The 11895-nt window shown below is 55.6% G+C and carries 11 protein-coding genes; all 11 read left to right on the top strand.

Annotated features, from left to right (window positions below; all coding sequences use genetic code 11):
• The 11 genes from pdxS (at position 1) to HMPREF9241_RS04510 (ending at position 11893) form a co-directional block, all read left to right on the top strand.
• On the top strand, positions 1–903 hold the full coding sequence (pdxS, locus tag HMPREF9241_RS04560; protein WP_006681109.1) for a pyridoxal 5'-phosphate synthase lyase subunit PdxS: 903 nt from the start codon (positions 1–3) through the stop codon (positions 901–903).
• A complete protein-coding gene (pdxT, locus tag HMPREF9241_RS04555; RefSeq protein ID WP_006681108.1) occupies positions 897–1490 on the top strand; it encodes a pyridoxal 5'-phosphate synthase glutaminase subunit PdxT in 594 nt (197 codons plus the stop codon). The genes pdxS and pdxT overlap by 7 nt, the downstream gene beginning before the upstream one ends.
• A gap of 3 nt (positions 1491–1493) precedes the next feature.
• The gene (ruvC, locus tag HMPREF9241_RS04550) at positions 1494–2123 is read left to right on the top strand and encodes a crossover junction endodeoxyribonuclease RuvC (RefSeq protein WP_006681107.1); all 630 of its coding nucleotides are present in this window, start codon (positions 1494–1496) and stop codon (positions 2121–2123) included.
• 57 nt (positions 2124–2180) lie between these two features.
• Positions 2181–2780 carry a Holliday junction branch migration protein RuvA gene (ruvA, locus tag HMPREF9241_RS04545; RefSeq protein ID WP_006681106.1) on the top strand — a complete coding sequence of 200 codons (600 nt, stop codon included), beginning with the start codon at positions 2181–2183 and terminating at the stop codon, positions 2778–2780.
• A 25-nt stretch (positions 2781–2805) separates the two neighbouring features.
• Positions 2806–3816 (top strand): Holliday junction branch migration DNA helicase RuvB, encoded by a 1011-nt coding sequence (gene ruvB, locus HMPREF9241_RS04540; protein WP_131367652.1) that lies wholly within the window; start codon positions 2806–2808, stop codon positions 3814–3816.
• Positions 3817–3955: 139 nt separating this feature from the next.
• Positions 3956–4330 carry a preprotein translocase subunit YajC gene (yajC, locus tag HMPREF9241_RS04535; protein WP_243440777.1) on the top strand — a complete coding sequence of 125 codons (375 nt, stop codon included), beginning with the start codon at positions 3956–3958 and terminating at the stop codon, positions 4328–4330.
• A gap of 33 nt (positions 4331–4363) precedes the next feature.
• Positions 4364–6373 carry a protein translocase subunit SecD gene (gene secD / locus HMPREF9241_RS04530; protein WP_006681103.1) on the top strand — a complete coding sequence of 670 codons (2010 nt, stop codon included), beginning with the start codon at positions 4364–4366 and terminating at the stop codon, positions 6371–6373.
• Complete coding sequence (gene secF / locus HMPREF9241_RS04525; protein ID WP_040318551.1) at positions 6370–7458, top strand: protein translocase subunit SecF; 1089 nt, start codon at positions 6370–6372, stop codon at positions 7456–7458. Before secD ends, secF begins: the two co-directional genes overlap by 4 nt.
• Positions 7455–8000 (top strand): adenine phosphoribosyltransferase, encoded by a 546-nt coding sequence (locus HMPREF9241_RS04520; RefSeq protein WP_006681101.1) that lies wholly within the window; start codon positions 7455–7457, stop codon positions 7998–8000. The genes secF and HMPREF9241_RS04520 overlap by 4 nt, the downstream gene beginning before the upstream one ends.
• 66 nt (positions 8001–8066) lie before the next feature.
• The gene (locus HMPREF9241_RS04515; RefSeq protein ID WP_006681100.1) at positions 8067–10358 is read left to right on the top strand and encodes a RelA/SpoT family protein; all 2292 of its coding nucleotides are present in this window, start codon (positions 8067–8069) and stop codon (positions 10356–10358) included.
• A gap of 197 nt (positions 10359–10555) precedes the next feature.
• Positions 10556–11893, top strand: a complete 1338-nt coding sequence (locus HMPREF9241_RS04510) for a DUF349 domain-containing protein (protein WP_006681099.1) — start codon at positions 10556–10558, stop codon at positions 11891–11893.
• Positions 11894–11895: the final 2 nt, after the last annotated feature.

Raw genomic sequence — 11895 nt, 5'->3', positions numbered from 1 at the left:
ATGGCTGACTTCACGTCGACTCGCGAAGTTGGTACCCCGCAGGTTAAGCGCGGTATGGCTCAGATGCTCAAGGGTGGCGTCATCATGGACGTCGTTACTCCAGAGCAAGCAAAGATCGCCGAAGATGCGGGCGCAGTTGCCGTCATGGCGCTCGAGCGCGTTCCTGCGGACATTCGCGCACAGGGTGGCGTTGCCCGTATGTCTGACCCGGATCTGATCGATGGCATCATCAACGCTGTCTCCATCCCGGTCATGGCAAAGGCTCGCATCGGCCACTTCGTTGAAGCTCAGGTTCTGCAGTCCCTCGGCGTCGACTACATCGACGAATCCGAGGTTCTCACCCCGGCCGATTACACCAATCACATCGACAAGTGGAACTTCACCGTTCCCTTTGTCTGCGGTGCAACCAACCTGGGTGAGGCGCTCCGTCGCATCACCGAAGGTGCAGCAATGATTCGCTCCAAGGGCGAAGCTGGTACCGGCGACGTTTCCAACGCGACGACGCACATGCGTAAGATCCGCGACCAGATCCGTCACCTCACCTCGCTTCCCGAAGATGAGCTCTACGTTGCTGCCAAGGAACTCCAGGCTCCCTACGAGCTGGTCGCCGAGGTCGCTCACGAAGGTAAGCTTCCTGTCGTTCTGTTCACCGCCGGTGGCATTGCTACCCCGGCGGACGCTGCAATGATGATGCAGCTCGGTGCTGAGGGTGTTTTCGTTGGATCCGGTATCTTCAAGTCCGGCGATCCGGCGAAGCGTGCAGCTGCCATCGTTAAGGCAACCACCTTCTACGATGATCCGTCCGTTATTGCTGAGGTTTCGCGTGGCCTTGGTGAAGCAATGGTCGGTATCAACGTTGACGACCTTCCGGTTTCTCACCGTCTTGCGGAGCGCGGATGGTGACGATCGGCGTTCTCGCCCTTCAGGGTGACGTTGACGAACATGTGCGGGCGCTAGAGAATTCTGGCGCCCGCGCCGTTAAGGTGCGTCGTCCCTGCGAGTTGGCGAAAGTGGATGGTCTGATCATCCCCGGCGGCGAGTCAACGACCATGTCGAATCTGTTGGCCTCCTTCGACATGTTTGAACCTCTGAAAGACCGTCTTGATGCTGGACTTCCCGCGTGGGGCACATGCGCTGGCATGATTATGCTCTCGTCTACGATCCTTGATGGTCGCGATGATCAGAAGTGCTTCGCCACCCTCGACATGGTTGTTCGACGTAATGCCTTTGGGCGTCAGGTTGATTCCTACGAAGAAGACCTCGTGATTGACGGCATCGAAGGCGACGATTTCCGCGCTGTCTTTATCCGCGCACCGTGGGTTGAGTCCGTTGGCGACACCGTGTCTGTGATTGCGCGCGCCGGAAACGCTGAAGATGGTCCGATCGTGGCCGTACGTCAAGGTAACGTCATGGCAACCAGCTTCCACCCCGAGGTGGGTGGCGATGACCGCCTGCATGAACTGTTCGTTTCAATGGTGGAGAACCGCTGACCCATGCGAGTCATGGGAATTGACCCCGGCATTACACGATGCGGTTTGGGTGTTGTTGACGTTGATGAGTCAAGGCGTGCCACGCTCGTGTATGTCGGGGTTGCTCGTTCTAACAAAGACATTGCGACGCATTTTAGGCTTCGGACGATTGCAGATGCGATTGATAGTGTGATCGCGCAGTATCAGCCTGAAGTTGTGGCGATTGAGCGAGTCTTCGCCCAAGACAACTTGCAGTCAGTGACGACGACGATGCAGGTCATGGGTGCTGCCATGACGTGCGTGGCGCGTGCTGGTCTGCCGATGGCGGTTCATACCCCGTCAGAAGTGAAGTCTGCTGTTTCTGGAAACGGCAATGCGGATAAAGCGCAGGTTCAGGCGATGGTGTCGCGTATTCTTCGCTTGTCGAAGCCTCCGAAGCCCGCGGATGCTGCAGATGCGCTTGCAATCGCAATTTGTCATGCGTGGCGGGGGACAGGTCTGCTGGGTGTTGGCGACGATTCGTCAGTTTCTGTTTCTATCTCTGGTCGCTTGACTTCCAAAGGGTCGATGACACCCGCGCAACGTGCGTGGGCGGAAGCTCAAGCTGCGCAACGCCGGACAGGTGCTGTTGATCCGCGACTGCGTCGCAAGTAAAATAGAACAGGTGTTCGCATTGGGTGTGGGCGCTATCGATCCAATACAGGAGAACAATTGATCGCACAGTTGAGTGGAACAGTGGCCTCAGTTGGCGTGGATTCAATTGTCGTGGTTGTCTCCGGCGTTGGTTTCGATGTGAAGGTCGTGCCCACATACGCTCAGCAGGTGCGCGTCGGTGACGAGCTCACTGTTGCAACATCGCTTATTGTTCGCGAGGATTCCCTGACACTCATGGGCTTTGAAACGGCTGATCAGCGTGATGTATTCACCATCTTGCAGACCGTGTCCGGTATTGGACCTCGTATTGCCCTTGGTGCGCTTGGCGTTCTTAGCCCCGATGATCTTCGTCGTGCCGTTCGCGATCATGATCTTTCAACCCTGGGCAAGATCCCCGGTGTTGGAAAGAAATCAGCGCAACGCATGGTGTTGGAGCTAGGGGAGAAACTCGGTCAGCCCGCACATCTTGGAAAGGTGGGAACCGGAGCCACAGTCGCCATGGGCGCTGTCGAAGAAGATGTTGTGGCAGCTTTGGTTTCGATGGGATGGAAGCAATCCCAGGCACAAGCGGCAATCGATACGCTGGGTGGACAGGGCTTGGGGGCGTCTGATTTGCTCCGTGCCGCTTTGCTGAAGTTGGGAGGCTCTCGTGGCTGATTCTTTCGATTCTCCCGCAGAGGCAATGCGTATTGTTGCTCCTGATGCCGGTGAGCTTGAACGTGCTGCAGAAGCAGCTCTGCGTCCCAAGCGCCTCACTGAATTCGTCGGACAAGAAACTGTTCGTGAACAGCTTCAGCTTGTTCTCGATGCGGCACGTGGCCGTGGCGTGAGCCCCGACCATGTTCTTCTTGCCGGTCCTCCCGGGTTGGGTAAGACCACTTTGGCAATGATTATTGCCGCCGAAATGGGGACATCGCTCCGCCTGACCTCCGGTCCGGCAATCCAGCATTCGGGTGACCTTGCTGCGATCCTTTCAGGGCTTCAAGAAGGCGACATTCTTTTTATTGACGAAATCCACCGTCTTGCTCGCACCGCAGAAGAAATGCTGTATCTGGCAATGGAAGACTTCCGCGTCGACGTTGTCGTGGGTAAGGGGCCCGGCGCAACCTCGATTCCGCTGACGCTTCCGCCTTTTACCGTTGTCGGTGCGACTACGCGCACGGGCCTGCTACCGGCTCCTCTGCGTGACCGTTTCGGTTTTACCGCTCATCTTGAGTTCTACGAGACACACGAACTTGAAGCAGTCGTCACGCGTTCCGCTGACCTTCTTGGCGCCCCCTTGGACGCTCAGGCGGCTCACGAAATCGCCTCCCGTTCAAGAGGCACCCCGCGTATTGCCAATCGCCTTCTTCGTCGCGTTGTCGACTATGCCCAAGTACGTGGAAGCGGCGCTTTGGATCTTGAAGCTGCCCAGGGCGCACTCACCCTGTTCGAGGTTGATCGCTACGGTCTCGATCGTCTTGACAGAGCAGTACTCGACGCAGTCTGTCAGCGTTTTGCTGGGGGACCGGTTGGATTGACCACTCTTGCGGTCACGGTAGGTGAAGAAGCAGAGACGGTCGAAACCGTCGCTGAGCCCTACTTGGTTCGTGAAGGATTCCTTGTCAGAACCAACCGCGGACGTGCCGCCACGCCCAAAGCTTTCCAACATTTGGGGCTGACACCGCCCGCCGAATCTATGCTGTTTAGCTGAATCACAGTGTTATTCGCCTGATTTGACCGCCTTTTTCGCTAAGAGAGCCTTCTTCGCATTAGACTGACCAGGGTGCGCTCTACGCGCGTTCATGACTAGAAAGAGGCAATCCGTGGGTAACTTCCTCCAGGGCGGCAACATGACTTTTATCCTGCTTGGGCTCATCCTGATCGCGATGATGTGGTACTCAAGCCGTGGTCGCAAGAAGATGGCTGAGCGTCAGGCTCAAATGGAACGAGATATGAACGAGAAACTCGTTCCCGGTGCTTGGGTGAAGACCGCTGTTGGATTCTGGGGTCGCTTTGTCGATCAGGACGGCGACATCGTCGTACTCGAGACGATTGATGGTACAGAGATGTACTGGGATCGTCAGATGATCCGTTCCGTTGGGGACGAACCGCCTTTCTCTTCAGATGAGCCCGCTGTCGAACTGGCCGAAGAAGAACCGCAAGAACCGATTCTTGGCCTCGATGATCCCGCTACGGATGATGCATCGACCGACGAAAAGAACTGAGTATCCCGAGCTAGGGACTGGGAGTAGTTAAAAGTGTCTACACGTAAACGCCGACCTGTGCGTTCACTTGTCACCCTCATTGTTGCAATGGTGGTGGCAGTGGCCGGACTGGTGATTGGCAACGTCACCAAGGGGACCTCGTTGGTTCCTTCGCTCGCCCTCGATCTTCAGGGTGGCACCCAACTGATCTTGACTCCGAAGTCGACCGAAGAAGGCGACCGAGCGATCACTGAAGACGACATCACGCAGGCGATTTCAATTATTCGTAATCGTATTGATGCCTCCGGTGTTGCCGAATCAGAGATCACTTCGATGGGCTCGGACAATATTGTTGTTTCAATCCCAGGTACGCCTTCACAGGAAACTCTCGACCTGATTCGTTCGTCCTCGCAGATGAACTTCCGACCTGTTCTCCGTATCGGTCTGGCTTCCCAGAAAGTTGCGACCTCCTCAACCGCCGAGGTTTCAGACAAAGATTCTGCACAGTCAGCTCAGTCTGCTGATAAAACTCAATCAGCGACAGAACAGGCTTCGGCTGATGGCGCCCAGTCAGCAGACGGTGCTCAGTCGGTTCAGCAGGTGTCGACCGCACTGGATGAAGAATCCGCGATGAAGGTCGCTGATCTGAATCAAGACGGTGTTCTCTCAGACCAGCCGAATTCGACTCCTGCTAATGGAACGGATCTTGCATGGATCACAGAGCAGGTTCTCTACGACTTCTCCGTGCTTGACTGCACCAACTCCGAAGCTCGCCAGCAGACCGAAGGTGCTGCAGACAAGCCCTACGCTGCCTGCGATAGCGATGGTCAGCTGAAGTACATCCTTGGTCCGGTTTCGGTTGCCGGTTCGAACCTTTCGAACGCAACTGCCGGCCAAGTCACCAACTCGACCGGTCAGGCAACCGGCGCGTGGGGTGTCGACCTGCAGTTCGATTCTGAAGGTACGAAGGCATTCGCAGATTCTTCCGAACTGCTCTACTCCTACAAGGATTCTGACGCCGAAGGAAAGAGCTTCTTCGACTCGCCGGATCGCAACCACTTTGCCGTTGTCCTTGACGGTTCGGTGATTACCGCTCCTTCAATGAATGCTGTCATCTCTGATGGTCGTGCTCAGATCACCGGTAACTTCACCGCAAAGTCAGCCACTGCGCTGGCAAACCAGCTCAGCTTCGGTTCGCTTCCTCTGAACTTTGAAGTTGAGTCCGAACAGCGTATTTCCGCCACACTGGGTTCTGATCACCTGCAGAAGGGCATGTTGGCTGGCGCCATCGGCTTCCTGCTGGTCATCCTGTACCTGATCTGGCAATACCGTGGTCTGGCGCTTATTTCTGCCGGTTCGCTATTTGTTGCAGCAGCACTCACCTACATCGTGATCGCGCTTCTGTCGGCGACGATGGGATATCGTTTGTCGCTCGCAGGCGTTGCAGGCTTGATTATGGCGGTCGGCGTCACCGCTGACTCGTTCATCGTCTACTTCGAACGCGTGCGTGACGAGGTCCGTGACGGTCGCCCGCTTGCTGCCGCAGTCGACGAGGGCTGGGATCGCGCTAAGCGCACGATCCTCGTCTCCGATGCCGTGAACCTGGTTGCAGCTATCGTCCTCTACCTGCTGGCAGTCGGTGGCGTGCAGGGCTTCGCGTTCACTCTCGGTGTGACAACCGTGATCGATATTGCTGTCATCTTCTTGTTCACTCACCCGATGATGGAACTGCTGATTCGTACCAAATTCTTCGGCGAGGGACATCGTCTTTCCGGTCTTGATCCCGAGCACCTCGGTGCAAAGAACTCGCTGATTTACGCCGGTCGTGGCCGTGTTGTTATGCCGAAGCAAAAGCAGGGCAAGGGTGCGACGGCTCAGCCTGTGACTGAAGGCAAAGGGATGAGCCTTGCTCAGCGTCGTCGCGCGCAGCGTCTTGCTGAAGCTAAAGCTGAAGCTGAAGCGCAAGTGGAAGAAGCTCGCGCATCTGCGGATAGTGAAGCGACGAAGGCTGAGGGTAGCGCAGTCGATGGTGAGGCTGCCGAGCAGAAAGGGGACGCGAAATGATGTCGTTCGCCCAGTGGGGTAATGCTCTGTACTCGGGGGATAAGTCCTACCCGGTTGTCCCTAAGCGTAAGGTTTTTGTTGGTCTTGCTGCAGCCTTGATTGGCGTTGCTTTTGTTCTTTCAGCAGCCATCGGCCTCAATGCTTCCATTGAGTTCACAGGCGGTGCGCAGTTTGATGTGACCCGAGTCAGCGATCAGTCTGAGGAAAAGGCCTCGGATATCGTGACTGGCACCGGAATTGTGTCCACCGCGAAGGTGACAAAGGTTGGTACGGATTCTGTTCGTATTCAGACTGAATCTGTTGATTCGCAGCAGGCGACGACGATTCGTGATGCGTTGACCAGCGCGTACGGTGTTGATCCGGCCGATGTTCAGTCGTCAACGATCGGCCCGTCCTGGGGTGCTTCGGTGACTTCGAAGGCTACTCAGTCGCTTGTCATCTTCATGTTGCTCGTCGCGATCTTGATGACCCTGTACTTCAGGTCATGGACTATGGCGCTGGCCGCTCTGCTGGCACTTGTCCACGATATTGCCCTCACGCTTGGTGTTTTCGTTATCACCCAGGTTGAGGTTTCGCCTGCAACGGTCATCGGCTTCCTGACGATTCTTGGTTACTCTCTGTACGACACGGTCGTTGTATTCGACAAGGTCCGTGAGTTGACGAAGGGCATCTACGACCAGAAGCGTTTCACTTTTGCCGAATATGTGAACTTAGCCGTCAACCAGACCATGGTTCGTTCGATTAACACGTCGGTTGTTGCATTGCTTCCGGTCGGTTCGATTCTGATTATCGGTGCTTTGCTTCTTGGTACCGGTACTCTGACCGATATTTCGCTGGCGCTGTTCGTCGGTATGATAGCCGGCACCTACTCGTCGATCTTCATTGCGTCCCCGCTTCTTGTTCTGCTTCAAGAGCGTTTGAAGAAGACGAAGGCGCACACGGAGTCGGTCGAAAAGGATCGTGCGCGTCATGTGGCTGTGGGCAAGGGTGACGAGGGTGCCTCCACTGTGAAGGTTGCTCCTGTTCGTCCGGGGCAGCGCCTCTCGAATGCTCACCAGCCGAAGAGGAAGAAAGAGCATCGATGAGTGGTGAACTTGGCGCGCATATCGGTGAACTTGTTGACTCGAATCTCGGTCTTGTTCAAGATTTCCCAGAGCCCGGTGTTCTGTTTCGCGATATCACTCCGCTGATTGCAAACGGTCCGGCGTTTAAAGAGCTCATTGAGATGCTCGCCGAGCGCTATAAGGGGAGTGTCGACGCAATTGCAGGTCTGGAGTCGCGTGGCTTCATTCTTGGAGCGCCACTTGCCGCTGAACTCGGTGTCGGTATGCTGACCATCCGTAAAGCAGGCAAGCTTCCCGGTCACGTTATCGGTGTCGACTATGACCTTGAATACGGTAGCGCTCGCATGGAGATCCGACCCGAGTCGGTGACTCCAGGGTTGCGTGTGCTGGTCATCGATGACGTTCTTGCAACAGGAGGCACTGCTGCTGCGTCGGTTGATCTGCTCCGTCAGTGCGGAGCACACGTGAGCACCGTTGCTGTTCTTCTGGAGCTTGAGGCTTTCGACGGGCGCGAAAAGCTTGCCGAACATGATGTCGTCACCGAATCAGCATTGGTAGTCTGACCTGCGGTTCCTCGTTTAGTTGCGGTCAAATATGTTTGACACGTCACAGGTGCGTATCATAGGAGCATGACTGACCAGGCTAACTCCGCTCACTCAAAACCAGGCGTGGCCGGATCTCGTGTGAGGTCCGGCCTCGTATGGTTTGGCGCACGCACGCGCCCGACGATTCCTGAGATCGAACCGTTGGTTCGAGCACTGCGTGCGAACCATCCGAAAGCCGATGTGAGCATGATCGAGCGTGCCTATCGCACGGCCGAATTGCATCACCGGGGGCAGGTTCGTAAATCGGGTGAGCCGTATATTACTCACCCAGTTGCGGTGGCAACGATTCTTGCTGAAATGGGTATGACTACCCCGACACTGGTGGCTGCTCTTCTGCATGACACGGTTGAAGATACGGACTACACGGTTGAAGAGCTAGCAGCGGAATATGGTGAGCCGATTGCGGCGCTCGTTGACGGTGTGACGAAGCTGGACAAGGTGCGCTACGGCGAATTTGCTCAATCTGAAACACTGCGCAAGATGCTTGTTGCGATGAGCCGCGATATTCGAGTTCTTCTCATTAAGCTTGCTGACCGTCTTCATAATGCGCGCACGTGGCGTTTCGTCCCCCCGTCGTCAGCGAAGAACAAGGCGCGAGAAACGCTTGAGATTTATGCGCCTCTTGCTCATCGTCTGGGCATGAACATGGTGAAGTGGGAACTCGAAGAGCTCTCCTTTAAGACTCTGTACCCTCAGATTTATGAAGAGATCGATCGCTTGGTTGCAGAGCGGGCTCCCCAGCGCGATGTGTATCTGCGAGATGTGATTGGTCAGATTGAAGAGGATCTTCGTCGTTCAGGGACGAAGGGCACTGTCTCTGGTCGTCCCAAGAACCATTATTCGATCTATCAGAAGATGATCGTCCGTGGTAAAGCATTCGATGAGATCTTCGATCTGGTGGCCGTTCGTGTCCTCGTAGAGTCAGTGAAGGATTGCTACGGCGTTCTGGGTTCTTTGCATGCTCGGTGGAATCCGATTCCTGGGCGTTTCAAGGACTATATCGCTATGCCGAAGTTCAATTTGTACCAGTCGTTGCACACGACGGTAATTGGACCCGGTGGTAAGCCTGTCGAAATCCAGATTCGTACTTTTGAAATGCACGAGCGTGCCGAACATGGTGTTGCCGCGCACTGGAAGTACAAGCAGAATCCGAATGCGACTGGCGTCGATACAGATCGAATGAGCAACGATGAACAAGCCAACTGGCTTCGCTCCCTTGTCGAGATGGAACGTGAAACGGGTGACCCTGAAGAGTTCCTCGATTCTTTGCGCTATGAGATCGCCGGCGACGAAGTTTATGTTTTTACGCCGAAGGGGCAAGTTGTTGTTCTGCCAGCGCATGCCACACCTGTTGATTTCGCCTATGCGGTGCACACTGAGGTTGGGCACCATACGGTTGGTGCGAAAGTGAATGGGCGCCTCGTTTCGCTTGATACTCAGCTTGAGTCTGGCGAAACGGTTGAGGTTGTGACCTCGAAGTCCGACAAGGCTGGTCCGTCACGCGACTGGCTTGCTTTTGTGGCATCTCCGCGTGCGCGTTCGAAAATTAAATCGTGGTTCTCTAAAGAACGTCGCGAAGAAGCGATTGAAGAGGGCAAGGAAGCGCTTGCGAAGGCAATGCGTAAGCAGAATCTTCCTCTTCAACGCTTGATGAGTCATGAGACGATCCTGTCGGTGGCAACGTCGTTGGGCTATTCCGATGTGTCCAGCCTGTATGCGGCTGTCGGTGAGAGCCAGGTTTCGCCTCAGAACGTTGTGTCAAAACTTGTCGAGAATCTGGGTGGAGGAGACGGCACCGAAGAAACTCTGTCCGAAGGAGTGACTCCGGGTGCAACCCGGATTCGCACTCAATCGGGTTCGTCCGATGCGGGTATCACCGTTGCCGGTATGGAGTCCAAAGATATTTGGGTGAAGCTGGCAAAGTGCTGTACCCCGGTTCCGGGCGATGATGTTGTTGGTTTTATTACTCGTGGTCAGGGCGTGTCCGTCCACATTGCTTCGTGCCATAACGCTGTTCGACTGAAGGAATTGCAACCTGAGCGCTTTGTCGACGTTTCTTGGGCACGGGGAGTCAGCGGACAGGTGTTCCGTGTTCAGATCCAGGTCAAGGCTTTGGATCGTGCGGGATTGCTGTCGGATCTGACGAAGGTGATGTCGGACTATCGCGTCAACATTGTGTCTGCGTCAACGAAGACGACGTCCGATCAGGTTTCGCTTGCTCGATTCTCGTTTGAGTTGGCAGATATGGCGCATTTGAATGCGGTTCTTTCCGCTCTGCGTCGCGTCGATGGGGTGTTCGAGGCCGTTCGCGTGTGACATCTCTGCGCGTTAAAGGACGGGGCAATCGGGGCAAAACAGCCGTAATCGTCCATGTCGTAAACGCCAGTTTATGAAATGGGGGCCAAGGACGTAGACTGACAGGGGTGCACCACATCGGTGCACTGAGAACCACGCTCCGTGGAGACTCTTCCACGCATCGGCGCATAGCGCCCTCGCCATGAAAGGCAATGATTGTGACAACGACGCCGACCCCCAAGCCTGCTCCCTCTTCTGACGAGCAGAACATCACCCCTTCGGCTCCGGCCAAGGAAACTCCCGTGTCCGCGTCGAGTACGCCACTCACTCACGAGTTCGGTCGTATCGATGAAAACGGCACCGTTTACGTTGTCGATAACGGCACTGAGCGTGTTATTGGTGGCTACCCCGAAGGTGTGCCTGCAGAGCCTTTCGCCCTTTACGAGCGTCGTTTTGCGGATATTGAGGCAACCGTCAAGCTGTTCGAACATCGCCTTGCAACCTTGGCTCCCAAGGATATTGATCTGACTCTTGCGACGATCACCGAAGCTCTTGAATCTCCGAATGCTCTGGGTAACCTTGCTGCGTTGCGCGAACGTGTTGAGAGCGTGAAGGTGCGTGCTGAAGAGCGTAAGGAAGTAGCAAAGATTGAACGCCAAGCTGCTCGTGAGGAAGCTTTGAAAGCTCGTAGGGCAGTCGTTGAGGCTGCTGAAGCCATCATCGCTCAGGCTCCTGAGCGTATTCACTGGAAGCAGTCTGGTCAGAAGCTCCGTGATCTGCTCGACGAATGGAAGTCGTTGCAGCGCAAGGGACCGCGCATCGAAAAGGCTGTTGAAGATGAGCTCTGGAAGCGTTTCTCTTCGGCGCGTACTCAGTTTGATCGTCAGCGTCGCCAGTATTTCTCTGCTCTCGATCAGGCACAGTCTGAGGCGAAGCGAGTGAAGGAAGCCATTATCGCCGAGGCTGAAGCTTTGCAGACCTCGACCGATTGGGGCGCCACTTCGGGTGCATACCGTGAGCTGATGAATCGTTGGAAGGCGGCTCCTCGCGCATCCCGTAAGGAAGATGATGCTCTGTGGGCACGTTTCCGTGCGGCACAGCAGGTCTTCTTCGACGCACGTCGCGCGAAGGACGAGGCCACTGATTCTGAGTACCGCGAGAATCTTGCTGCCAAGGAAGCACTTGCCGACGAAGCAGAGAAGATCCTGCCTGTGGAGGATCTTGAAGCTGCGAAGACCGCCCTGCGTTCGGTTCAGGATCGCTGGGAAGAAATTGGTCGAGTTCCTTCCTCTGACTTGCATCGCATTGAAGGTCGTCTGCGTGCGGTTGAATCTGCAATCCGTGAGGCAGAAGAAAACGAATGGCGTCGTACCAACCCTGAAACACGTGCACGTGCTCAGGGTATGCTCGGCCAGCTCGAGGCTCAGGTTGAGTCCCTCGAATCGGATCTTAGCGTTGCCAAGGCGAAGGGTGACGAAAAGAAGGTCAAGTCCCTTACTGAGGCTCTGGAGACAAAGCGCACCTGGCTTGCTCAGATTCGCACCTCTATGGAGTGATC

Source organism: Schaalia turicensis ACS-279-V-Col4, from assembly GCF_000296505.1.
Lineage (GTDB): Bacteria > Actinomycetota > Actinomycetes > Actinomycetales > Actinomycetaceae > Pauljensenia > Pauljensenia turicensis_A.
This window is presented reverse-complemented; position numbering and strand designations above follow the sequence as displayed.